Annotated in this window: 22 protein-coding genes; 8 read left to right on the top strand and 14 right to left on the bottom strand. The window is 65.6% G+C overall.

The features are described from left to right. Nucleotides 1–42: 42 nt before the first annotated feature. From ACSU04_RS11345 to phnD, 3 genes are read right to left on the bottom strand one after another with little or no spacing between them, the layout of a single operon-like run. The gene (locus tag ACSU04_RS11345) at nt 43–1,881 is read right to left on the bottom strand and encodes a PhnE/PtxC family ABC transporter permease (protein ID WP_439289573.1); all 1,839 of its coding nucleotides are present in this window, start codon (nt 1,879–1,881) and stop codon (nt 43–45) included. After that, nucleotides 1,878–2,762 (bottom strand): phosphonate ABC transporter ATP-binding protein, encoded by an 885-nt coding sequence (phnC, locus tag ACSU04_RS11350; RefSeq protein ID WP_439289574.1) that lies wholly within the window; start codon nt 2,760–2,762, stop codon nt 1,878–1,880. Before phnC ends, ACSU04_RS11345 begins: the two co-directional genes overlap by 4 nt. A gap of 41 nt (nt 2,763–2,803) precedes the next feature. Further along, nucleotides 2,804–3,760: a phosphate/phosphite/phosphonate ABC transporter substrate-binding protein gene (gene phnD / locus ACSU04_RS11355; protein ID WP_439289575.1), complete on the bottom strand. Its 957-nt coding sequence runs from the start codon at nt 3,758–3,760 to the stop codon at nt 2,804–2,806. 153 nt (nt 3,761–3,913) lie between these two features. Here phnD and ACSU04_RS11360 point away from each other — a divergent pair, with 153 nt between their 5' ends. From ACSU04_RS11360 to ACSU04_RS11370, 3 genes are read left to right on the top strand one after another with little or no spacing between them, the layout of a single operon-like run. Continuing rightward, nucleotides 3,914–4,642, top strand: a complete 729-nt coding sequence (locus ACSU04_RS11360; RefSeq protein WP_439284922.1) for a LysR substrate-binding domain-containing protein — start codon at nt 3,914–3,916, stop codon at nt 4,640–4,642. Between the two features lie 19 nt (nt 4,643–4,661). Next, on the top strand, nt 4,662–6,410 hold the full coding sequence (locus ACSU04_RS11365; protein WP_439289576.1) for an alkaline phosphatase family protein: 1,749 nt from the start codon (nt 4,662–4,664) through the stop codon (nt 6,408–6,410). After that, complete coding sequence (locus tag ACSU04_RS11370; RefSeq protein WP_439289577.1) at nt 6,410–7,126, top strand: glutamine amidotransferase-related protein; 717 nt, start codon at nt 6,410–6,412, stop codon at nt 7,124–7,126. Before ACSU04_RS11365 ends, ACSU04_RS11370 begins: the two co-directional genes overlap by 1 nt. Nucleotides 7,127–7,143: 17 nt before the next feature. Here the strand turns inward: ACSU04_RS11370 and ACSU04_RS11375 are convergent, their stop codons facing one another. The 3 genes from ACSU04_RS11375 to ACSU04_RS11385 form a co-directional block, all read right to left on the bottom strand. Then, entirely contained in the window at nt 7,144–9,699 is a 2,556-nt protein-coding gene (locus ACSU04_RS11375) for an ATP-dependent Clp protease ATP-binding subunit (RefSeq protein ID WP_439289578.1), read from the bottom strand. Between the two features lie 73 nt (nt 9,700–9,772). After that, entirely contained in the window at nt 9,773–10,231 is a 459-nt protein-coding gene (locus ACSU04_RS11380) for a glutaminase (protein ID WP_439289579.1), read from the bottom strand. Further along, on the bottom strand, nt 10,228–11,436 hold the full coding sequence (locus ACSU04_RS11385) for a cation:proton antiporter (RefSeq protein WP_439289580.1): 1,209 nt from the start codon (nt 11,434–11,436) through the stop codon (nt 10,228–10,230). Before ACSU04_RS11385 ends, ACSU04_RS11380 begins: the two co-directional genes overlap by 4 nt. 96 nt (nt 11,437–11,532) lie before the next feature. Here ACSU04_RS11385 and purU point away from each other — a divergent pair, with 96 nt between their 5' ends. After that, nucleotides 11,533–12,384, top strand: coding sequence for a formyltetrahydrofolate deformylase (gene purU / locus ACSU04_RS11390; protein ID WP_439284934.1), 852 nt, complete (start codon nt 11,533–11,535; stop codon nt 12,382–12,384). Nucleotides 12,385–12,507: 123 nt separating this feature from the next. Here purU and ACSU04_RS11395 read toward each other — a convergent pair whose 3' ends face one another. The 3 genes from ACSU04_RS11395 to ACSU04_RS11405 all read right to left on the bottom strand — a co-directional run bounded on the left by ACSU04_RS11395 (nt 12,508) and on the right by ACSU04_RS11405 (nt 14,342). Continuing rightward, the gene (locus ACSU04_RS11395) at nt 12,508–12,903 is read right to left on the bottom strand and encodes a type II toxin-antitoxin system VapC family toxin (protein ID WP_439289581.1); all 396 of its coding nucleotides are present in this window, start codon (nt 12,901–12,903) and stop codon (nt 12,508–12,510) included. Beyond that, nucleotides 12,894–13,151: a type II toxin-antitoxin system Phd/YefM family antitoxin gene (locus ACSU04_RS11400; protein ID WP_439289582.1), complete on the bottom strand. Its 258-nt coding sequence runs from the start codon at nt 13,149–13,151 to the stop codon at nt 12,894–12,896. The genes ACSU04_RS11395 and ACSU04_RS11400 overlap by 10 nt, the downstream gene beginning before the upstream one ends. Before the next feature lie 156 nt (nt 13,152–13,307). Further along, nucleotides 13,308–14,342, bottom strand: a complete 1,035-nt coding sequence (locus ACSU04_RS11405; RefSeq protein WP_439289583.1) for an NAD(P)H-dependent flavin oxidoreductase — start codon at nt 14,340–14,342, stop codon at nt 13,308–13,310. A 45-nt stretch (nt 14,343–14,387) separates the two neighbouring features. On the opposite strand from ACSU04_RS11405, the gene ACSU04_RS11410 reads away from it, so the two are divergent. Together ACSU04_RS11410 and ACSU04_RS11415 are read left to right on the top strand one after the other, a co-directional pair. Further along, complete coding sequence (locus ACSU04_RS11410; RefSeq protein ID WP_439289584.1) at nt 14,388–14,675, top strand: DUF6412 domain-containing protein; 288 nt, start codon at nt 14,388–14,390, stop codon at nt 14,673–14,675. Between the two features lie 61 nt (nt 14,676–14,736). Beyond that, the gene (locus ACSU04_RS11415) at nt 14,737–15,501 is read left to right on the top strand and encodes a YidC/Oxa1 family membrane protein insertase (RefSeq protein WP_439289585.1); all 765 of its coding nucleotides are present in this window, start codon (nt 14,737–14,739) and stop codon (nt 15,499–15,501) included. Here the strand turns inward: ACSU04_RS11415 and ACSU04_RS11420 are convergent. The 5 genes from ACSU04_RS11420 to ACSU04_RS11440 all read right to left on the bottom strand — a co-directional run bounded on the left by ACSU04_RS11420 (nt 15,479) and on the right by ACSU04_RS11440 (nt 20,963). Further along, nucleotides 15,479–16,381, bottom strand: a complete 903-nt coding sequence (locus ACSU04_RS11420) for an EamA family transporter (protein WP_439289586.1) — start codon at nt 16,379–16,381, stop codon at nt 15,479–15,481. The genes ACSU04_RS11415 and ACSU04_RS11420 overlap by 23 nt on opposite strands. A 53-nt stretch (nt 16,382–16,434) precedes the next feature. Beyond that, nucleotides 16,435–17,523: an alcohol dehydrogenase catalytic domain-containing protein gene (locus ACSU04_RS11425; protein WP_439284947.1), complete on the bottom strand. Its 1,089-nt coding sequence runs from the start codon at nt 17,521–17,523 to the stop codon at nt 16,435–16,437. Nucleotide 17,524: 1 nt separating this feature from the next. Further along, nucleotides 17,525–18,250, bottom strand: a complete 726-nt coding sequence (locus tag ACSU04_RS11430) for a phosphonatase-like hydrolase (protein WP_439289587.1) — start codon at nt 18,248–18,250, stop codon at nt 17,525–17,527. Continuing rightward, entirely contained in the window at nt 18,247–19,401 is a 1,155-nt protein-coding gene (locus ACSU04_RS11435) for a TIGR03364 family FAD-dependent oxidoreductase (protein WP_439284951.1), read from the bottom strand. The genes ACSU04_RS11430 and ACSU04_RS11435 overlap by 4 nt, the downstream gene beginning before the upstream one ends. 419 nt (nt 19,402–19,820) lie before the next feature. Continuing rightward, nucleotides 19,821–20,963 carry a sensor histidine kinase gene (locus ACSU04_RS11440; RefSeq protein WP_439284953.1) on the bottom strand — a complete coding sequence of 381 codons (1,143 nt, stop codon included), beginning with the start codon at nt 20,961–20,963 and terminating at the stop codon, nt 19,821–19,823. Between the two features lie 228 nt (nt 20,964–21,191). On the opposite strand from ACSU04_RS11440, the gene ACSU04_RS11445 reads away from it, so the two are divergent. Together ACSU04_RS11445 and ACSU04_RS11450 are read left to right on the top strand one after the other, a co-directional pair. Further along, nucleotides 21,192–21,851, top strand: a complete 660-nt coding sequence (locus tag ACSU04_RS11445) for a response regulator (protein ID WP_439289588.1) — start codon at nt 21,192–21,194, stop codon at nt 21,849–21,851. A gap of 63 nt (nt 21,852–21,914) precedes the next feature. After that, nucleotides 21,915–23,195: a M18 family aminopeptidase gene (locus ACSU04_RS11450; RefSeq protein WP_439289589.1), complete on the top strand. Its 1,281-nt coding sequence runs from the start codon at nt 21,915–21,917 to the stop codon at nt 23,193–23,195. The last annotated feature ends 8 nt before the right edge of the window (nt 23,196–23,203 follow it).

The following is a 23,203-nucleotide window of genomic DNA, read 5'->3' on the forward strand; positions in this document are numbered from 1 at the left end:
CAGCGATTCGCATGCGTCTCGGCGTGGTGTTGTTGTTTCGGGCTACTTGAGCGCGCGCCGGATCAGAATCGACGCACTCTCGACGATGACCACCATTCCGATGATGACGAGTACGTACGCGAGCACCTCGTCGAAATGGCGCCCCTGCAGAGCGTTCATCAGAAGGAAACCGATACCACCGGCTCCAACGATGCCGAGAAGCGTCGCCGAGCGGATGTTCTGCTCGAGCAGGTACATCAGGTGACTGACCAGCGCGGGCACAGACATCGGAACAGTGGATGCGAAGAACACCTGAGCGCGCGTGCCTCCGGCGGCCGCAAGCGCACGCTCCGGACCGTTTGGCACTTCCTCCATCGAATCGCCGATCAGCTTCGCCAGCAGACCGATACCGCCGATTCCGAGCGCCAGCGCACCCGCCTGCGGGCCGATGCCGGCCGCGATGATGAACAGGATCGCGACGACGAGGTCGGGGATCGCGCGAATGAAGAGCGTGATGCCGCGGAACGTGTTGCGCACCCAACTGTTCGGCGCGACGTTGCGCGCAGACAGCGGGCCGACGACAGCCGAGATGATCGTTGCCATCAGAGTCGCTGCGAACGCGATCTGAATCGTCGTTGTGACGGCGGCGAGCACATCCGCCCAGCTCTTGCTACCGAAGTGCGGTGGCCAGATGGCGCGATCGCGCTCCGGGTTCACAATCTCATCCCATGCGGGGGTGAACATCTTCGACACGTCGGGCGCCGCATAGAGGAAAGCTCCGACGACGGCCAAGATGCCGATCCACACCCACATCGTGTTGCCGACCCGCTCACGGTTCCAGGGCCGGTGCATCGCCGCTTCGATCCGCGCGTTGCGGTCCTGCGTCTTGGCTTGGATGGCCGTCGCCGAGCGGACATCCCCTGAGCTCTTCCGAGAGACGGCGCGGGCTACCGTGTCGCCGATGCTCTTACCCGTCGGACGAACGCCCAACAGGCGCGTGCGCAGCAGCGAGGAGACAATCTCGAAGACCACACACAGCGCAATGATGATGACCACGATGGGGATGACGCGGCGCATGCCGGCTGGCCCACCGTGCAGGGCGCCATCCAACTCGTAGCCGATGCCGATGACACCCACGACGCCGAGGATCACGGTTCCACGCAGGTTGATATCAGCGCGGTGCAGTGTCACCGCGACCCAGGCTGGCAGCACCTGCGGCACGACTCCCGACCAGAACTCCTGCGACTTCGATCCTCCGGCAGAGCGGATTGCGAGCCGCGGACCCTCGTCGACCTGCTCGATCGCGTCGGCGAACATCTTCGAGATCATGCCGACAGAGTGCAGTCCGATCGCGATGATCGCCGGGAGCGTCCCCGAGTTGAACCAGAGAAACGCGAAGATGACGACGAACACGACGTCTGGAATCGCGCGCGCGACGACACCGATGCCGCGGCACAGCGCCAGCACCGCGGTGTGTGGCGTGGTGTTCCGCGCCGCACCGTATGCGACCGGGATCGAAAGCACCGCGGCGAGCGCAGTACCAGCGATGACCAGAGCGAGAGTGATGACGATCGTGAGGAACATCTGCCAGATCGGCTCGAATCCGACCCAAGTGGTCGTGAAGACGGCCGTCCCGTCCGCCTGGCGCTCACCGACAACGTCCCAGCCCGGCCACTGCATGGGTGTGGCCATCCCCAGGAACCGGCTGATGTTCTTGCCGGTGGTCTCCATGCTCTTGATGCTGTAGTCGAGCCCGATGAAAGACCAGACGCCGAGGCCGAGGATCACGATGATCGTTCCATAAGAGACGATCGTCGACAGCCGCGGAGCGGGGTGCGGCACCCGCGCGATGCGCTCGGCAAGCGGCTCGGCGACGGGCTTGGAGGGGGCGACGATGGTCATGCAGGTTCCTCATTCGCGAAGTCCTCGACAAGGCGCTCACGAGCCGCTGCTCGTTTGCGAACCTGCTCGCGCGCTTCGGCGAGCTCATTGTCGAGCGCATTCATCTCGCTCGTCGTGGTGGCGACCCGGCCGTAGATCTCCATGACCTCTTCGCGTGTCAGGTCATCGGTGTGAGTGTCGAGCACGACCGTGCCGCCGCGCAGCCCGATGATGCGGTCGCCCCAGCTCAGCGCGAGATCGACCTGGTGAAGCGAGCAGATGACGGTCAGCGAGCGTTCGGCGGCGATCTCGCGGATGAGCGCCATGACCTGGCTGCTCGACTCCGGATCGAGCGAGGCAACAGGCTCGTCGGCAAGCAGAATCTCGGGGTCCTGCATCAGCGCGCGAGCGATCGCGACGCGCTGCTGCTGACCACCGGAAAGAGTGTCGGCACGCTGGTAGGCGAGGTCGAGGAGGCCCACCCGCTCAAGATGACCCAGCGCCTTCTCGCGCATAGCGCGCGGATACGTCAGGATGCCCACGCGCGGGCCACGCAATGAGGAGAGCCCACCGGTGAGCACGTTCTCCAACACGCTCAGCGCGCCGACGAGTTCGAACTGCTGGAAGATGAAGCCGATCCGGCCGCGCAGTGCGCGAAGGGCAGGCCCACGCAGCTGGGGAACCGCCTCCCCGAGGGACACGACCGAACCCTCGGTGGGGTTCTCCAGCCCGTTCACATGACGCAGAAGCGTCGACTTTCCCGAGCCGGAGAGCCCGAGCAGGACCACGATCTCGCCCGGATTGACGGCCAGCGACACCCCCGAAAGTGCCGGTTGTGCGGACCCGGGGTATGTCTTTCCCAGATCCGCGATCTGGACGGCGGGGGTGTCGCTGGTCGTCATTTCAATACTCCTGAATTATCCGTGCGTGAGGGGGACGAGGATCAGACCTGGCAGGCCTCAACCTGAGCGGAGATCTCGTCGCACAGCGTGCGGATGAGGTCGTAGTACGCGTCATCGACGGCACCGAAGCCGAACCAGCCGTCGGTGAGGAACTCGTTGAGCTCCACGCCCGCGTCGGTCAGGTCAGACTGCGTGCTGTCGGCGAGGGCCTCGAAGAGCTGGTCCTTGACTTCCTGCGGCAGTGCGGCCTGGAGAACGATCGGAGCAGCCGGGACGAGTACACGCTCGACCTCTTCGAGCTCACCCGACTCGATCAGCGGGTCAGCGTCGATGTCCTGAGCGAAGCCGACCTGGCAGTCCACACCCTCAGCAACCTTCTTGGCGTTGAGGTCGTGCTCCTCGCCGAAGAAACGGTCGCTCTCGGCGACGGTGACGCCCGCATCCAGCAGGCCGCCCATGGGCACGGCGAATCCGGAGGTCGAGGTGGGGTTGACGAAGCAGACCGGCTGGTCAGCGAAGTCCGCGAGCGACGTTACGTCGGAGGCCGGGTTCTTCACAGCGACCGAGTAGTAGCCGGGCTCTGCACCCTCCTGGGTGATCTGTGCGCCGATGGGCTCGATCTCCGCGCCCGCGTTCTGCGACTGGTAGTACGTGAACGCCGAGATCTGCGCGATGTCGATCTGGTCGGCAGCAAGGCCCTGCACGACGGCGGTGTAGTCGGTCGCCTGGAAGAGCTCGACCTCCTTGCCGGTGATCGCGGAGATCCAATCGGCGATCGGCTGAGCGTCCTGGTCTGCGCCCTCGTGGTCGGGGAGGACGGCGAAGATGAGCTTGTCGGCGCTGCCCGAGGCGAACGTGCCCTCTGCGGTCGCTGTGTCATCGCTACCGGCGTCTCCACCGGTAGCGGAACCGGCAGGGTCTGCGGCGCAGGCGGCGAGCCCGAAGGCGAGGGTGAGACCGGCGGCGATCGCGAGACCGCGCTTCACTGGTGACTGCATGGGAGGAGCCTTTCGAAGGTGCTGGTGCAGATATCTGATCGGCGGGACAGCCGACGATGAGAGCTAAGGCCGCCAGGGCGACGTCTGCGGGGCGAACGCCTGACGCCCCTGTGAACGAAAAGTGAATTCCCGTAGCGCGAGTACCCTGAAGCCATGGCACATTCCGGCAACTCCCGACACCGCGCATCGATGGGTGGCCCTGCCCGATCGAAGAGGCGGGCGGCGGCGAAGCCCGCCCAGGCGCCGAAGAAGCGTGCCCCCGAACCAAAACCCGCCCCGGCACCGGAACTCGAGCCGCGCACGTTCCGCCTCGGAGCCGTCCCCGGGGCGACACCAGGCAAGTGGATCGACACCTGGCACCGGCGGATGCCACACGTCACGCTGGAACTCGTGCCGATTGACGCGGCGACCCAGCGCACCGCTATCGATGAGATGGATGCCGCCCTCATCCGCCTGCCTCTCATCGACGAGAGCCTGCACCTGATCCCGCTCTATGACGAGATACCGGTTGTCGTGGCATCCATCGAGTCCCATCTGCTGGTGGCCGATGAACTCGAACTGTCCGATCTGTCCGGCGAGGTACTGATCACGCCGCTCGATGACGTGCTCGGACCGCTGGATATCCCGGGCATCCAGACGCCGAAGTTTGCCGCTGTTGACACCACCGGAGAGGCAATCGCGACGGCCGCATCCGGGGCTGGCATCGTGATCGTGCCGATGTCACTTGCCCGCATGCACCAGCGCAAGGATGCCGACTATCGTCCGCTGCGCGGCGGGCCGAGTTCGACCGTCGCGATCGCCTGGCCGCGTGATCGCACCACAGAAGACGTCGAGACCTTCGTCGGGATCGTGCGCGGACGCACCGCGAACTCGTCGCGCTGACCGGCGATAGATTATCTGCATGGCCAGCGAATCCGACCGATCCAAAGAGGCGTCCAGACGGCAGTTCTTCAAGCTCAGCGGTGCGGCTGTGATCGGTGCCGCTGCCGGTGGTGCGGCCGGCGCTGCGATCGGCGCGGCCATCGGCGGCGCAGCCGGGTACCGCTCAGGCTTCGCCGCGGGCGATGACGAGTTGGACCCACTCGAGCCGCGCTCCGCACCGGGATTCGATCACGTGGTCGTCGTGATGGGCGAGAACCGCTCGTTCGACAACCTGCTCGGTCATCTGTATACGCCGGACGATCTTCCCGCAGGGCAGAGCTTCGACGGAATCGCGTTCGGGGAATACTCGAACGTCGCCCCGGACGGCACCGTCATTGCCGCCCACGTGTACGACGGCCCGACGGATGACGTGATGGGATATCCGAACCCTGATCCGGGCGAAGAGTTCCCCCACGTCAACACCCAGCTCTTCGAGCATGTCGCCCCGGCGGAGAACGAGCATCTCTGGGTCGAGGAGATGACTTCCCCGTACAACACCCCACCGAGCGGTGCGACTCCCACCAACGGCGGTTTCGTGCAGGACTACTTCATCAACTATCGCCGGCTCCAGAAGGGTAAGAAGCCGAGCACAGATCAGCTGCAGCACATCATGGGCGGCTTCTCCCCTCAGATGCTGCCGGTGCTCTCGACGCTGGCGAAGGAGTTCGCCGTCTTCGACAATTGGTTCGCGGCCGTGCCCTCGCAGACGTTCTGCAACCGCTCCTTCTTCCATGCGTCGACGTCGCACGGTTTCGTCACCAACAAGCACGGCGGCGGTTACGACAAATGGATCGACGCTCCCGAGGTGCCGACGATCTTCAATCGTCTTGAAGACGCAGGGCTCAGTTGGAAGATCTACTACGACGAGCTCCAACTCGTCTCGTACACCGGATTCCTGCACACATCGGCGCTGGAGAGGTTCTGGAAGACCGACCACTTCGCCACGATGGATCAGTTCTATGCGGATGCCGAGAAGGGCGAACTGCCCGCATACGCATTCATCGAACCGCGCATGACGTTCAACCACAACGATTTCCACCCGCCGTTCGGCGCGCTGCGAGAAAGCGATGTGGACGGCGTCGACGTGGTGGACAGTGCGATCTCAGATGTGCGTGCCGGTGAAGCGCTTATCCACGCCATCTACACGGCGATCAAGAGCTCCCGCACACCCCAGGGATCCAACGCGGTGAACACCATGCTGCTGATCACCTTCGACGAGCATGGCGGCACCTACGACCATGCCGCGCCTCCTGCCGCACAGCCGCCTACCGATGGCCAGGAGCCGGGCGAGATGGGTTTCGGTTTCGATCGCCTCGGATGCCGGGTTCCCGCCATCGCCGTCTCGGCGTACACGCGCAGCGGCACAATCATCAACGACGAGATGCACCACGGTGCGGTCATCAAGACGCTGAGCGAACTGCACGGTCTGAAACCGCTGACCCACCGTGATGCGGGCGCGAACGACCTGTTCTCGATCGTGAATCTCGACCAGCCCCGGCATCCGGATGACTGGCCCGAAACGACGCCGCAATGGGTGCCGGCCAATCCGCAGGAGGCGCCACCGCATCCCGCACACGTCCACAAGGACAAGCCGCTCAGCCCTCCCGCCCGCGGGCTCCTCGGACTGCTGCAGGCGAAGTTCGATTCGGATGAGCCCGAGCCCGAGACGTACGCAGACGCCTATGAACAGCTGCACAAGCACGGCGTCGGAATCATGGGGACAGAGTGATGGCCTCACTCCTCTATGTGTGCGTGCGTCCTGAGCGCGGCGCCGCCGAGGCCGAGCACGCATCATTCCAGCGTGCGCTCGGTGTTGCTGAGCTCGATCAGCTCGACCTTGTCGCGGATCCCCTCAGCGATGAAGTGCTCGACAGGCACGACGGATTCGTCATCGGAGGTTCGCCGTTCAACGTGACGGATGCCGTGAAGACGCCGTTGCAGCAGCGCGTCGAGAGCGATCTCGAGCGCATCGCCGCACGCTCCCTCGCCGGCGAGACTGCCGCGTTCTTCACCTGCTTCGGCATCGGCATTGTCACGCGAATGCTTGGCGGCGCGCTGACGCTCGCCCACCCCGAATCCACCAGAGCCACCGAGATCCGCACAACGGATGCCGCGTTCGCCGACCCGGTCTTCGGCCCGAGCGCTCCGCTGCTGAGCGTCTTCACCGCGCACAAGGAGAGTGCGGCGGCCGTGCCGCCAGGTGCGACGCTGCTCGCGACGAACGAGGCCTGCCCTGTGCAGGCGTATCGCGTGGGCGAGCGGCTGTACGCGACGCAGTTCCACCCCGAACCCAGTCCGCAGGACTTCGCTGACCGGATGACGTTCTACCGCAATAACGGATACTTCGACGCTGCCGAGTTTGGCGCCGTGGAAGCAGAGATCCTCGCCGCCCAGGATGTGGGCGGCGAGGATCTGCTGCGCAGATTCGCGCTGACTTTCGGGTAGCGCCAGGTAGCGCCGGCTTACGCCGCCTGGAGCACGTCCGTCTTCACGACGAGACCGTCCTGATCTACGTCCACCCGTACTACGCCGCCATCGTCGAGAGCACCGCTGACCAGCAGATCGGCGATGCGGTCATCGACCTCGCGCTGGATCAACCGGCGTAGCGGGCGTGCACCGAACTCGGGCTCGTAGCCGTGCTCACCCAGCCATGCCACCGCAGCATCCGTCACGTCCAGGCGCATGTCGCGCGCGGCGAGACGAGCTGAGGTCGCCCCCAGCAGCAGATGCACGATGGGAGCCAGCTCATCTTGAGTCAGTTTCTGGAACAGCACGATCTCGTCAATGCGGTTGAGGAACTCGGGCCGCATCGCCTCGCGAAGCTTGCCCATGACGCGATCACGCAGGTCCTTCATCGACGCGAAGCCGTTTGCTGCGGCATCCTGCGAAGAGACGAAACCGAGCGCACCGGAGCGCGACGCGAGGAATTCCGACCCGATGTTCGAGGTCATCACGATCACCGTGTTGCGGAAGTCGACCGTGCGACCCTGACCATCGGTCAGACGCCCGTCGTCGAGCACCTGCAGCAACAGGTTGAACACGTCCGGGTGCGCCTTCTCGATCTCGTCGAACAGCACGATCGAATACGGGTTGCGCCGAACGCGCTCGGTGAGCTGCCCTGCTTCGTCGTAGCCGACGTATCCGGGAGGAGCACCGACAAGGCGCGACACGGTGTGTCGTTCGCTGAACTCACTCATGTCGAAGCGGATCACCGCAGTCTCATCGTCGAACAGCCGATCGGCGAGAGCCTTCGCCAGCTCGGTCTTGCCGACGCCAGTCGGACCGAGGAATAGGAACGTTCCGACCGGACGTTGCGCGTCGCCCATGCCAGTACGGCTGCGCCGCACGGCGCGCGCGACAGCCGCGACCGCGTCATCCTGTCCGATGACCCGCGCGTGCAGTTCGCTCTCCAGGTCGGCGAGACGCTCCCGCTCGCCCTCCGTGAGGCGGCTGACCGGAATCCCGGTCGCCCGCGCGATCACCTCGGCGATCTCGCGTTCGTCGACGATCGCCTCAGCAACAGCCGATGCTCCCGCGGCGGCCGCGTCGATCTGGGACTGGGCGGCGGCGATCTCATCGCGCAGTTGCGATGCTTCCTCGTAGCGCTCGGCGGTCACTGCCTCGTTCTTGCGCACGTCGAGATCGGCGAGCTGCGTCACGAGCGCCGAGGTGTCGACCGGGAGCCCCAGCTTCAGGCGCAGCCGAGCGCCAGCCTGATCGATCAGGTCGATCGCCTTGTCCGGCAGGACCCGGTCTGGCAGGTAGCGGGCACTCATGATGACGGCGGCGCGCAGCGCGGCATCCGTATAGGTGACCCGGTGGTGGCTTTGGTAGGCATCCTTCAGCCCATCGAGAATGCGTACGGCGTCTTCGATACCAGGCTCGTCCACCTTCACTGGCTGGAAGCGACGCTCCAGCGCCGGGTCCTTCTCGATCTGGCGATACTCCTTGAGCGTCGTCGCGCCGATCATGTGCAGGTCTCCGCGGGCGAGACGCGGCTTGAGGATGTTTCCCGCGTCCATGCCGCCCTCGCCAGATCCACCGGCTCCGACAACGGTATGCACCTCGTCGATGAACACGATCACCGTGTCCTTGTGCGCGGCGATCTCATCCATGGTCTTGGTCAGACGCTCTTCGAAATCGCCTCGGTAGCGGGTGCCTGCGAGCATGCCCGGTAGGTCGAGTGTGATCACGCGACGCCCCTCGAGCTGTGCGGGAACCGTGCCGTCAACGATCGCCTGCGCGATTCCGTCGACGATCGCCGTCTTTCCGACGCCGGCCTCGCCGATCAGCACCGGGTTGTTCTTCGTGCGGCGGCTGAGAATTTCGATGGTCTGCTCGATCTCTTCACCCCGGCCGATCACCGGGTCGAGCGCGCCTTCGCGGGCGCGCGCGGTCAGGTCGATCCCGTACTTGTCGAGCATGGGCGAGGCGGATGCTTCGGTTCCTGCATCTGCTGCATCGCCGCCGACCGGTGCGGTCACGTGCTCACGCGCGCCCTCGGTAAGGGCATCCGCCGTCACGCCGATCTGCGCGAGGACCTGACCTGCGGGCACGTCCTGACCCAGCACGAGCGCGAAGAACAGGTGCACGGGTTCGATGTACGTCGCCCCCGAGGAGCGGGCCACCTGATACGCGTGAAAGAGCGCCCGAGAAGCGCTCGGGGTGACCGTCGCGGCATCGGCTCCCGCCGGTTCAGCAGGCATCGGCAACCGAGTCTCGACGGCGTCGACGATCTGCTGCGGGGTCACGCCGATGCCCTCGATCGCCTGCGCGACAGCCGCGTCCTCGACGATCTTCCGCAGAACATGCAGCGCGTCGAGTTCGGTCTGTCCACGCTCCAGCGCGAAACGGCCCGCGCGCTGCAAAATCTGCTGCGTGCGCGCGGTGAGGAATCGACTGAGGTCGATCGACCGCGTCTGACGGGCTCGATCGCCCGCGAGATAACGCGCGAGGAACTCATCGAACGAGTTCGCGCCATTGTCATTGAAGGCAGAGTCGCTGAAGTCGTTAGGCATTGCATCCTCCTGAAAGTTGAGTGCAGTTCACTCAACTTCAACGCATGCGGAGAACGAGTATTCCTGGAATCCCTCAGAAACCCTGGATGAGTGAGATTCGCTCGCTCAGATACGTGTCCAGATGCATGTACGCGCCGGTGTTCGACCAGCGCACGTGTGGGATACCGTCGATCGATGCCAACGGACCAGACGAGCCCCCGGCATCCACCGCATCCACGTTGATGACCGACCACCCGACATGGGCGACCTCGCCCTCGGCGAAGCCACCGCGCAACGCCATCTGTCGGCGCGCGGCGCGCTCGCGCGCCGACTCCGCCGTGTAGCCGCGACGTCCTGGGTCGGCCGCGCGCAGGACTTCGGCAGTGGCCAGTGCCTGATCGTCAGTGAGCAGCAGCACTCCGAGGTGCCAGGCCTCGCCGACACGGATGATCCGATCCCCGCGCCACCGCGAAGAGCGCTCCTCGCCGAGTCCTTCCTTGGGCACACCAACGAGCGCCGCGCGTGCGGCAGCCAGGAGCTCAGCGGTGGTCACAGCTCTCCCTGCGGCTGGTCCTGCCGGGCAGCATCCAGTCGTTCACGATCGCCACGCAGTGTCATCGCGATCAGCGGATAGACCAGCACCGACAGCATCCCTGCACCGACAAGTGCCGCAGCGATCGCCGGATCCAGAATCTTCTCGCTCACGCCGATCGCCGTCACCGCCACGATGATCGGCAGCCCGGTCGCCGCCAACATCGCGATCGATGTGCGCTCCTTCGCACCAGCGCCCGCGGGCGCCGAGATCTGCGCGGCGGAGCCCCTGATCACCAGCAGCGCGATCAGGAACAGCGGCACCAGCACGAGCGCGAGCGGCGAGGCAGTGAGCGATGCGAGGTCGAATGTGACGCCGGTATACAGGAAGAAGATCGGCACGAGGAAGCCGAATGCGATCGCCTCGATCTTGCTTTCAATGGCTTCCGCATCCGGCTTCGGCGCCCGCGCCATGATGATGCGCCAGACCGCACCAGCGACGAATGCACCGAGCAGCATGTCCAGATCGAGAACGACGCTGAGCGCTACCAGCGCGGCGATCAGCATCAGCACGAACCGCACGCCGAACTGATCGGAGGTGTGCAGCGTGGCCCTGACGAACTCGTGCAGACGCCCGTGCGGTGCGCGATGGGCGATGAAGACCACAAGGGCGGCGAGGACGACGAACGTCAACAGGATTGCTGCGGCGATCGGAGCCTTGCGAGTGCTGAGAAAGATCGAGATGGCGATCAGCGGCAGAAACTCGCCCACAGCGCCGATCGCGGTGATGACCTTACCGAAGGGCGTGCCGAGCTCACGTGCATCGCGAAGAATCGGCATGATCGTGCCCAGCGCGGTCGAACTGAGCGCGATGCCGATCACGACCATGCCCTCATCCGGCGCGATCAGAAATCCGATTCCGACGCCGAGCATGAGGCTGAGCAGCCATCCGAGTGAGGCTCGCATCAGCGGGCGCCCTGCGACCGCGCGGAAGTCGATCTCGGTGCCTGCCATGAAGAACAGCATCGCGAGACCGAAATCGCTGAGCTTGTCAAGCACGACGCCAGGTTCCACCCAGCCGAGCACAGCGGGACCGACCAGGATGCCGAGCACCAACTCGAACACGATGATGGGCACGCGCAGCACAGGGCGCACGCCCTTGGCCAACAGGGGTGCGGCGACCGCCAGCAGTGGTATCAGTACCAGTCCGGTCTCGCTCGCGTTCACCCGCCAAGAGTACCGGCAGCGCAGCCTGGTCGTTCGATTCGCCACCCTCCCCCGAACGGGGCAGAATCGACACAGACCTTTGCAAGGAGCATCCCTATGTCTCAGCCCGATACCGCACGCCTGCTCATCGCCTGCGATGACCAGCCCGGAATCGTCGCCGCCGTCGCCAACGTCCTGGCCGAGCACGGCGCGAACATCATCTCGCTCGATCAGCACTCGACGGATGCCGAAGACGGACGCTTCTTCCAGCGCACAGTCATCCACCTTCCCGGTCTGTCCGCTGCGCGCCCCGCACTGGAAGCTTCGCTCGGCGCAGTCGCCGAGAGCTTCGGCATGGAGTGGTCTCTGCACGACACGTCACGCCGCAAGCGGGTCGCGATCTTCGTGTCGAAGTACGACCACTGCCTGATGGAGCTGCTGTGGCGCACTCAGCGCGGTCAGCTCGATGTCGACATCACCATGGTCGTCTCGAACCACCCCGATCTCGCAGAATCGGTACGCACGTTCGGCGTACCGTTCGTGCACATCCCCTCCGGCGACAAGATCGCGATGGAGCAGCGTCAGCTCGAGCTTCTGCAGGGCAACGTCGACCTCGTCGTTCTCGCCCGATACATGCAGATCCTCACCGACAGCTTCATCGAGAAGGTCGGAGCACCGGTGATCAACATCCACCATTCCTTCCTGCCTGCCTTCGTCGGCGCGAACCCCTACGCCCGGGCCAAGGATCGCGGCGTGAAGCTAATCGGCGCGACCGCGCACTATGCGACGGCCGACCTTGACGAGGGTCCGATCATCGAGCAGGACGTCACCCGCGCCACGCACGCCGATTCGGCAGCTGAGCTGCAGAGCCGCGGCGCCGACGTCGAACGCCTGGTGCTCGCTCGCGCGGTGCAGTGGCACGCAGAGGACCGCGTGATCGTGCACGGCAGGTCGACCGTCATTCTTTAGGGGCGGTAGGGGCTGGTAGGGGTCGGTCGCGATCCAGTCCCGTTTCCCTCGCCGAAATCAGGAGCATGTCCCCAGATCAGGAGATTTCTGCAGATTCCTCCTGATCTCGGAACATGCTCCTGATTACGGGAGGGAGATATCCACGGCGAGGCCACGGGATGCCGCGGCAAGTCGCTTGTCGTTGGTCCAGAGTTCGTCGCATCCGCTCAATTGCGCTGCCGCCAGGTGAAGTGCGTCCGGAGTCTTCAGCCCGAAGTCTGCCCGCAGCTCTGCGGCCCGGATGAATGCCGCGGCATCGAGAGGAATATGCTCCAGCCGCTCGAACATCGCCAGGTAGCGATCCCTGAGCTCGACATTCTTCTCGCGCAACGGGACGACCAGACATTCATGCAGCGCGAGGTCACTCGATCCGACCGGCGACTGGGTCCCGCGCAGGGCGGCTCGCACGGCATCCCCTCGCGCACTCTGGTCTTCCAACGCGTAGATGAGGATGCAGGAATCCAGATAGATCATTCCCATGCATCCCGTGCTTCAGCGATCTGGGCATCCAATTCTTCGCTCGTTCGAGACAGTCTCGACGGCACTGGATTGGATTCGATCCATTCAACCAAGGCTTCGCCGCTTGTGATCAGGTCAACCGGACCGATCGGAACGAGGCGTGCCACGGGAGCGCCCCGCTTCGTGATCACCACTTCCTGACCGGACTGTGACTCGGCGATCAACCGCGAGAGGTTGTTCCTCGCATCGAGAACGTTGTGCTGCACCATTTAGCCATAATAGCCAGGTTCCTAGCCATCTTCAATGCTTCCCAAATCAGGAGGCTGTCCCCAGATCAGGAGACTTCTGCAGATTCCTCCTGATCTCGGGCGGAGTTCCTGATTTCGGGCGGGTCTAGCAGGGCGGCACAGCGGGCGTGGGGCGACCTAAAGCCCGGCCACCAGCTCGGCGAACACCTCGTCCGCCGCATCCCACTGCGCCAGCGGGGCCGCCTGCCCGAGCCACAGCGACTGCAGTTCTCCGAGGTTCTGCTCCCCCGCAGCGACACGGAAGCGCGCGGTCAGCCAGTTCTGCACCGGGAACGCCGCAATCATTCCGCCCGCCTCGATCGCCCGCACCGCGCGATTGCGAACACCCCTGGCCAGGCGTCCACTCATTGCCTTCGTCAACACGCTCTCATCCGCGGCCGTCGAACGGATCGCGCCGCGGTGGGCATCGTTCGCCGCTGACTCGCGCGTTGCCAAGAACGCGGTGCCGACCTGCACTCCGGATGCCCCGAGAGCGAGGGCCGCGGCCACACCGCGCCGATCGGACACGCCTCCGGCCGCGACCACGGGGATCGAGACCGCATCCACCACCTGCGGTACGAGCGCGAACGTGCCGACGAGCGACTCCTCCGGCGCCCGCAGAAACGACACGCGGTGCCCGGCTGCCTCTGCACCACTGGCGATCACAACATCGACGCCCCCGGCTTCGAGGGCGACGGCTTCCGCCACCGTCGTCGCGGTGCCGACGACACGGATGCCACGGCGATGTGCCTCCTCGATGACCTCTGCCGCCGGCACCCCGTATACGACGCTGAGAGCTGCGGGTGCGGCATCCCAGATCGCGTCGAGCTGTTCCTCCAGCGACGGCAGATAGCGCTCAGGGCGTGAGGGGATCTCCACACCCACCGCCTCGTAGAACGGCTCCAACGCCTGCGCGAACACGGTGTGCTGCGCACCAGGAACGACCTCATCGCCGGTCGGCAGCCAGATGTTCAGTGCGAAGGGCCGAGACGTCGCTTCGCGCAGCGCGGTGACCGTCGAGCGGATCCGCTCACCGTCGTAGCCATACAGTCCATACGCGCCGAGACCGCCCGCCTCACTCACCGCAGCCGTCAGCGCGACGGAAGAAAGCCCGCCAAAAGCGCCGAGAAGAATCGGATGCCGGATGCCAAGAAGCTCACGCAGATCGCTCATGCTCTCGAGGCTACGCCTCAGCCGGCCGCTGATATCGTCTATGACATGGCGGACACATTCGAGCAGCTCATGCAGCTCATGCTGTCTGCGCTCGGGCTGTTCAACATGCCCGATCTCGCCACGCTCGATCTTGCCGCGCTGAGCCTCGCCGTCGCCCTGCTGGCCGTCACGGCTCTCATCGTCGCCTACGCATTCGGGCTGGTGCAGCCGGGTCAGGGTTCGTCCCCGCATCCGCTGCGCGCCATAGATCTGTCTGTCCTGCTGTCTCAGAGTGATCCGGATGCTGCGGGCCACCCGCGTCCGCGAGCACCGGGAGTCGCCTTCGCCGTGTAACCGATCGAGTCGGGAACACGGCATCAGGCCGACCCTCCCGACACTTCGAACGGACACTCTTTTGGACATCTATGCCTTCGGGCCCATCGCGGCGATCCTCGACGCCGCCTATGGCGCTCTCACCGCCCTCTCCCACCTCCTCGAGCCCTTCACCGGCACCGCCTCCGCCGCGGCCGCGGCCGCCGTCATCCTCGTCACCCTGCTCGTACGCGCTCTACTGATCCCGGTCGGCATCTCACAAGCCAAGGCCGAACAGACCAGGGCGCGCCTGGCACCGAAACTGCGCGCACTGCAGAAGCGCCACAAGAAGAACCCAGAGCGCCTGCAGCGCGAGACGATGCAACTCTACAAAGACGAGAACACCTCGCCCTTCGCGGGCTGCCTCCCCGTGCTGCTGCAGGCGCCGGTCATCGGCATCCTTTACACACTGTTCCTGCGCACCGATATCGCGGGCCACGCGAACGAGCTGCTCACGCACGACCTGTTCGGCGCCACCTTGGGCACGAGCCTGGTGAGCATGCTGTCCTCAGGCCCGTTCTCGCTGCCAACGCTCCTCGTCTACGGTGCGCTCATCGCGATCATGATCGCCGTCGCCGAGGTCACGCGGCGGGTGTTCCGCCCGATACCGGTCGATGACTCGCCGATGTCGTCACCGGGGATGCTGCGCATGATGAGCGGGCTGCACTATCTGACCGCGGTGTTCGCCGTGTTCGTGCCGCTGGCTGCGGGGCTTTATCTCACAGTCACCGTGGTGTGGACGCTGGTTCAGCGTGTGATTCTGCGGCGGCGCTACCCGCTGGTGGTCACGGTGTCGCAGGCTCACTGAGCGGTGGGTCACCGCGTCGCTTGCGCACACCCACCAGGCTGACGCCGACGCTGGCGGCGACGACGAACACGATCGCGAGCAGGCGCAAGGGGCCGGCGTGCTGGCCGAGCACCAGCCATCCGGCGAGGGTCGCCGTGGCGGGTTCCAGGCTCACCAGGATTCCGAATACCCGCTGCGGCACCCGCCGGAGTGCGGCAAGCTCGAGCGTGTACGGGATGATCGAGCCGAGCAGCGCGGTGAGTACCGCCAGAAGCAGCAGAGTCGGAGCAGTGGAGATCGTGATCGCGGCGGGAACCCCGAATGGGGTGAGCAGCACGGCCGCCACCACGAGGGCGACCGCAAGCCCGCTGTTCCCGGGGATCAGCGACCCTGCGTGCGCACTCGCCCGAATGTAGAGCGCCCAGAAGAACGCCGCGATCAACGCGAACATCACACCGATCGGGTCGAGTGGGCTCTGCCCGAGCACCCCCTCCAGCCCCAGCAGACCGATGCCGACCACGGCGAGCGCCAGCCAGCCGGCATCACTGCGGCGTCGGGTGAGCAGAGCTGCGAGCACGAGGGGTCCGAGAAACTCGATCGCCACGGCAGGGCCGAGCGGAATGCGCTCGATCGCGGCATAGAAGGCGCCGTTCATCGCGGCGAGGCTCATACCGAACAGGATCGCCGCGCGCCACTGCTTCCTGCTCCATCGGCGCACGGCCGGGCGCACGAAAGCGAGCATGACGATCGCGGAGATCCCCAGCCGCAGCGCCGTCACACCCCACGCGCCGAGGGCGGGGAACAGCTGAGCGGCGATCGCTGCCCCGAAAGACAGCGAAACGCAGGACCCGAACACGAGCGCAGCACCGAAGGTCGGGTGTTGAGAAATGCGCGCGTTCACCACTACAGCCTGCCCGATGTTCGGTCGCGCCAGTACCGGAATGACGCGCGGGTTCAGCGCGGGTTCAGCGCCACACGCAACGGCGCTCCTGGCGCGGATGCCGCGGCGAGCGCGGCATCCACATCATCGAGCGTATGCACCGCGCCGACCACCTCGCTGAATGGGTAGGCGCGCCCCCGGCCGCCGAGGAAGCCGACCGCTGCGGCCAGATCGGACGCCGTGTAGTTGTGCACTCCCGTCACGCTCACCAGCCGCCGCACGATGCTTTCGGCATCGAGAGGAACCGGATCGGCCGGAAACACACTGCCCACGAGCACGACGGTGCCACCGATATCAGCAGCGGCGATCGCGTCAGAGACGGCGTGACCGGATGCCTCGATGACGATGTCCGCCGGGCCGGTTGCCGCTGCCGCGCCCACTCCCCCGAATCGTTCGGCGAAGGTCCGCCGAGAGGCAGACGGATCAACGACAGTGACCTCTGCGCCGGCATCCGCGGCGATCGCCACCGCGGACAGTCCGACGAGACCCGCGCCATAGATGAGTACGCGCGTGCCCTCCAGACTGCGTCCGGCTGCGCCGCGCGCGACCGCAGCCCAGGCTGTGGCGGTAGCGCAGGATGCGGGTGCGAGGATCGACGCCGGCAAGGCTTCCGGAACGCGAACGATCGTGGTGCCTGCACGCAGATGAGCGTGACTGGCGAATCCTCCGGTCAGCTCCCAGCGCGGCCCGATGCGCTCGTGCCCGTACTTCGCCAGGGTCCGGCATTTCTGAGTGAAGCCGCCCGCGCAGCGATCACAGGTGCCGCACGACACGGTCACCGACCACACCACACGATCACCGATGCGCAGTGCGCTGTCATCTGCCGCGATCGCGCCGTCTTCTCCGAGCGCGATCACCCGACCGACGCTCTCATGTCCCAGCACCAGCGGCGCCGGAGCGGAGCGGTGCCCCTGGACCGTGTGCACGTCAGAACCGCACACCGTCGAAAGCTCGATCGCGACCAGCACGTCGCCGCGGCCGAGAGCGACGCCTGGGACGGCGACGGTCTCATGCTCCTGACCCACGCCGATCCAGACCATGGCAGTCGCCGCGGGTCTCAACGCGACGTCTTGCCGCTCATCGTGCGGCAGGAGAACACGCATGTCAGGATGCCGGCGAGAGAGCGGTCCGAGCGAGGACGGTACCCAGCAGGTCCCGCTCGATCAAGGTCGCCTGCAGGCTGGTGACGTCATCGAGCACGGCATCCGCACCGGCTTCCATCAGCGTCGCGCGATCATGTGCACCGCTGAGCACCCCGGCGACGAAACCCGCGCCAGCCCTGAGACCGGACTGCACATCACTGCTCGTGTCGCCGGCGACAGCCACGGCCTCGACCGAAGAGGTGCCGGTGCGCAGCAGCGCGGTGAGTACGAGGTCGGGCGCGGGGCGGCCACGACCGGCATCCACCGGCGACAGCGCGAGATCGACCAGATCACGCCAACCGAGGCCGTCGAGAAGCGCGTCGCGAGTCACCGGCGCGAAGCCCGTCGTGAGCGCAACCTTGAGGCCGGCGTCACGCAGGTTCGAGATGGCGTCGGCCGCGCCGGCGATCTCTGCCACGCCCTGCTCGGCGACGATCTCGGAGTACGCCCCCTCGAACGCAGCAGTAGCCGCAGTCGCCGCGGCGATATCGCCACCGGAAAGGTGCGTGAAGACGTCGATCTTCGACATCCCCATGGTGTCGCGAACGTAGCCCAGGGCCTCGTCCCACGGCATCCGATCGGCGACGCCGGTACGCTCGGCGGCACGCTGGAAAGCCTGCTCGACGACGCCGTCATCACGGACCGTCGTTCCTGCCATGTCTAACACGATGAGTTCGATGGCGGTCATGGGGTTCCTCCCTGTACGGGCTGCAATGCCCGGTCGTATGCGGTCTGAAGCGTGCGCTCGGCGAGCCCCAGACCCGTTGTCATGCCGATCCCCGTCGTCGCGGCGATCACGTGCAGGCCCTGTTCCGGCTCCTCGATGAGGAACTCGTTCGGCCCGGATGCGTACACACCCTGCCACCGCTCGAGCACGCGGAATCGGTCGACGTCGAAGAGCAGCTGAGCCTCATCGAGGAATGCGGTGAACGCTGCCTCCGGCTGGAACGGTGCCGGCTGAATCGCCCTGGCATGCGAGTCGCCGATGATGAACGAACCGTCCGGCAGCTGGGTGTACATCTGATTCAGGTCGAGCGCGGCAAGATCAGGGCGCTCTGCGTGCAGTCGCTCGCGGAGCGCGGTGGTTTCCGCGAATGCGGTGAAGCGTCCGTAGCGCAGCAGCGACCATGCGGTCAACAACGGAGCATCCAGTGCGCGCGGCGCGTCTGCGGTGACGCGCATCATGTCGAGCGTGCAGCGGATGACACCGGCCCGTTCGGCCAGCTCCGGCAGCAACTGGTCGATGTCGTGGTTCACTGCCACGACGACGAGACCGGCAGTAATGGAACCGCGGGTAGTCGCGACGCGTCCTGCGCTCACGGAGGTTACCGCTGTGCGGAACCGGAAATCCACACCGAGGGATGTGAGATGCCTCACGATCGCGCCCGCCGCTTCGCGCGGGTTGGCCTGCAGGTCGGGTTCGACCAGAGCGCCACCGCGCACCGCGTCGCGACGCAACGGCGCACGGTTCAGCAGCTCACTCTGCGAGAGCATCCGCACGTCGCCGTCGGCTGATGCCCGCTCGAGCACGGCGAGTTCGTCGTCCGCTCGCGCGGCGATGAGGGTCCCGGACTCGCGCAGCCAGAAGCCGGCATCCTTCGCGAGCCTCAACCACACGTCACGCGACGTGTCGGCGAACTCGCGGGCAAGTCCGCTCTGCGCGCCGATGCAGATGTGACCGAAGTTGCGGATCGTGGCGCCGATCGGCGTCTCGGTGCGATCGACGACGATGACGCTGAGTCCACGGCGGATGCCCGCATAGGCTGCGCCGAGCCCGACGATGCCAGAGCCGACGACGACCAGGTCTGCGGTGTCTGCCGCGATGGGGTGGATCTTCACGACGGCCTCTCCTGCAGACGAACTGTTCCGAGACCACTGTGACACCCGGCGGAGCGGCCACTGCGCCGATCTGGGAAGAGTTTGCCCGCCGTTAACCCGACCTTCGCTCGGGTGAACACAAGTGAAACTTGCCAGGCTGACGGCGATTTATGCAGGAACGGGATGCCCGTTCGACTGCCGCCACGATGTGGCGGGGCAACGGCGAATCCGTGGCGAATCTACGTGACTCAAACCAGGCCAGAAGTCGACCGCGAGCGCACTTGGCACTCAAATGCTGAAATGCCGCGCCCGCGATCGAAGCGCTGGGGACGCTTTTATTCTGGGGTGTTCTTCACGGTACCGATGCCCGACCGCGCCGAGAAGGGACGAAGGTCGACAATGTATTGGACTTTCGTCCATGCCGTGCGCGTGCGGGGACGTCACTCACACGTCGGCAGGCGAGCCGACACGCACCAACTGTCATCGACTGCGCCGGCGCTGAACTCGCCGCTGGCGCCGAGCACCCGCTCAGCCATCCTGTTCAATCCAGTGCGGCTGGAGGACAGGTCTTGTCGGGGCGTCGCGGGAAGTGGACTGCAGATCGTGAGTAGCGCCGACTCGGAGTCGATGTCCAGTCCGATCCGCACTTCGCCACCGCCGGCGTACTTGAGGATGTTCGTCGCAGACTCGCGCATTATCCGGGCGAGAATGAGATCGCCCGCCCGAGAGATGCGCTCGTCACGCGGGTCTCCTTCGCAGACCACTGAATACCCCGCGGACTCGAACTCATGGCGCGCTTCGTTGATTGCGACGGCGAGCCCTTCGGTCTGCATGCCGGGCGAACGCGGCCCATCATCGGCGAGTTCGATCACGAAACGCAGATCGGTCATCGCCTTTGCCGCGGCCTGCCGGATCGCTTCTTGTGAGTTCTTGCTCGCTTCTGCATCGTCGAGCATCTGAACGTGCAGTGCCACCACCGTGAGATGGTGCGCAATGCTGTCGTGCAATTCACCGGCGATCCATCGCCGTTCAGCGAGCACTGCTTCATGCTCCTGCTCTGCCTGGATCGCGAGCTGCAGTTCCAGTCGTTGACCACGGGCCGATGCCATCCGCAGCGCGAAGCCGATTGCCCCGGCGACGGTGGCGAGAATGAGGTAGATGCCCACGTCCGCAGGAAGCCGGTCATCGGTATACGCGGTGATCGCGGTCGCGAGGAGGAACGCCCCGGTGTACGAGAGGATCAGCGCGGTCCATCCCAGCCGGAGCACGAGACCTGCGGCGACGGCGGCAGCTGCCAGCACTTGGCCTTCGCTGCCGACGAGGAACGAGAGTGCGAACACGAGCCCGAGTGAGCACGTGCCGATGAGTGGCGACCAAAGATAGAGGGCGAATACGGCGGTGGACGCGATGCTGAACACAGATCCACCGAGATCGAGCACAGGTCCGAATACCAGACCGAAGACGTCAAGCACGATGATGCCGACGACGATCACCAGCAAGGCAATCCGCTCGAGAGCACTAAGTCTCTCCCGAGCTAGTCGGAGAATGCGGGAGTCACCCGTGGCCGACCGGTCGAACGCCATGGTTCAGTATCTCCTATTCGCCAGATACTCTAGCGAGAGAGACCCAGAAGGTTGCAAATCTGCTGCCAGAAAGACATAGTGGTTCACCTCCGCTGGTGATCTTTTGTTGGGGTACTGAATTCATCCTCTCGGTAAGCCAGACTGGGCACATCTGACTAGCAGTCACACTTCACTGGCTAAAGGTCTATATCAAGCTGCCTGTATCGCCAGCGCCATTAGGCTTCCCTCATGCCGGAAATTCGCGTTCTCATCGTCGATGACGATCCCCTGGTCCGCGCGGCGCTCTCGCACTTCGTGTCCCGCGCCGCGGGCATCCGCGTCCTCGGCGAAGCCGAGAACGGCATCGAGGCGATCGCCTCCGTGGAGCAGGAGCGCCCTGACGTCGTCATGATGGACGTACAGATGCCGGTGATGAACGGCATCGAGGCAACCGCCGCGATCGCCGGACGCTGGCCGGATGTGCGCATCCTCGCTGTGACCACACTCGCTGGTCGAGACACGGTCCTTCCGATGCTGAGCGCCGGCGCATCCGGATATCTGCTCAAAGACTCCAGCGCCGAGGACATCGTCACCGGGATAAGGGAAGTCCACGAGGGCGCGAGCTCCCTCTCACCCCGGATCGCGTCCCTGCTCATCAAACATGTGCGCGCCACCGAACCTGCGGGCGGCACTCCTGCCGGTGGCCTCGAGCCCCTCACCGAACGCGAGACGGAGGTGCTGCATCGTCTCGCCGACGGCATGTCCAATGCCGAAATCGCGCTTGCACTCATCGTGTCCGAGGGCACAGTGAAGGCCCATCTCGGTCACATCATGTCGAAATGGCAGGTGCGCGACCGAGTGCAGATCCTCGTGGCGGCCGCGCACGCGGGACTCGTCACGTTCCGCTGATCTCCGCGCTGGGGCTCGGCCTCGCGTGCCAGCGGAAACCGGGCCGCCGATTACGATCGAAGCATGCCCGTCACTTCGCACGCCCTGTCTCACGCCGAGGATCTTGCCGATTTCGTCGCGGCTTCCCCCTCCAGCTACCACGCCGCCGAAGAGGTCGCGCGGCGCTTGGAATCGGTGGGCTTCACCCGTCTCGAGGAAACCGCAGCCTGGCCGACACAGGCCGGCGGCCGGTTCGTCGTCGTACGTGACGGAGCCGCAATCGCATGGACGGTGCCGGCGGATGCCGCGGTGACAACTCCCGCACAGATCTTCGGTGCGCACACGGACTCCCCAGGTTTCAAGCTCAAGCCGAAGCCGACCACCGGCTCACGCGGCTGGCTGCAGGCCGGCGTCGAGGTCTATGGCGGGCCGCTGCTGAATTCGTGGCTCGACCGTGAGCTCCGCCTCGCCGGACGCCTCGCTCTGGCCGATGGGCGCGTCGTGCTCGCCGATACCGGCCCTCTGCTGCGCCTGCCGCAGCTGGCCGTACATTTAGACCGCGAGGCGAACAGCGGGCTGGCGCTCGACAAGCAGCTGCACACTCAGCCGGTGTGGGGCCTCGGCGACCCGACCGAAGAGGACCTGCTCGGCGAGCTTGCGGCCTCGGCCGGAGTCAACGCCGCCGACATCCGCGGCTTCGACGCGGTCGTTGCCGACTCCGCGCGCGGTGCGGTCTTCGGCAAGGACAGTGCCTTCTTCGCCAGTGGACGCCTCGATGACCTGGCATCCGTGCACGCGGGAGTTGTCGCACTCGCAGGTCTCGCCGCTGATACCCCTGGGATCGCCATCCTCGCGGCATTCGACCATGAGGAGCTGGGCTCCAACTCGCGCTCCGGCGCGGCGGGCCCTTTCCTCGAAGATATCCTGGCCCGTGTCTACGCAGGCCTCGGGGCGGATGCCACCGAGCAGCGTCGAGCATTCGCGGCATCCTGGCACCTCTCCAGCGATGTCGGACACTCCGTGCATCCCAACTACGCGCACAAGCACGACCCGGTCGTCCAGCCTCTGCTGGGGTCGGGACCGATCCTGAAGGTCAACGCCAACCAGCGCTACGCCACCGATGCCACCGGCGCCGCAGCCTGGGCACAGTGGTGTGAGACGGCAGGGGTGGCCTCGCAGGAGTTCGTCTCGAACAACGCGGTGCCGTGCGGATCGACGATCGGCCCGATCACCGCGACCCGCCTCGGCATCCGAACGGTGGATGTCGGCATCCCGATCCTCTCGATGCACTCCGCGCGTGAGCTCGCCGGTGTCTCTGACCTGTATGCGCTGACCCAGGTCGCCGAGGCGTTCTTCACCGCCTGAGCCCTGGT

The sequence above is a fragment of the Microbacterium sp. A84 genome, from assembly GCF_051842815.1.
In the GTDB taxonomy this organism is placed as follows: domain Bacteria; phylum Actinomycetota; class Actinomycetes; order Actinomycetales; family Microbacteriaceae; genus Microbacterium.